The sequence below is a fragment of the Streptomyces tateyamensis genome (assembly GCF_003205575.1).
In the GTDB taxonomy this organism is placed as follows: Bacteria; Actinomycetota; Actinomycetes; order Streptomycetales; family Streptomycetaceae; genus Kitasatospora; species Kitasatospora tateyamensis.
On sequence record NZ_PYBW01000161.1, the window covers coordinates 1 to 375 of the forward strand.

Genomic DNA, 375 nt, shown 5'->3' on the forward strand with positions numbered 1-375 from the left:
GTAGTTAGTTGACGGCTCCTTACCAGGTCATCTCCGAGGCGAAAAACTTCGTCGCCTTGCGCAGGATGTCCCGCTCGGTGGCGAGCGTCGCGTTCTCCTTCCGGACGGCCTTCAGCTCGCCCTTGAGGGCTGCGATCTCGGCCTCCAGCTCTTCCTTCGTGGCCTGGGCCGCCCCGGTGTCCTGCATGTCCGTCCTCGTCGTGCGACCGCCGCCGGGCTGGGTGCGGTCCCTGCGGACCCAGTTCCGCAGCGTCTCCGCGTGCACTCCAAGATCGCGGGCGACCTGCGCGATCGTGAGGTCCGGGTCCGAGCGATACAGCGCGACGGCGTCGGCCTTGAACTCAGACGAATAGACCCTCATCACCATAAATGACT

At 65.3% G+C, this 375-nt stretch carries 1 protein-coding gene; it reads right to left on the reverse strand.

All coding sequences use genetic code 11. The annotated features are described in order from the left end of the window. Positions 1-19: 19 nt before the first annotated feature. A partial coding sequence (locus tag C7C46_RS30890; protein WP_146259280.1) for a transposase occupies positions 20-375 on the reverse strand: 356 nt, incomplete at its 5' end.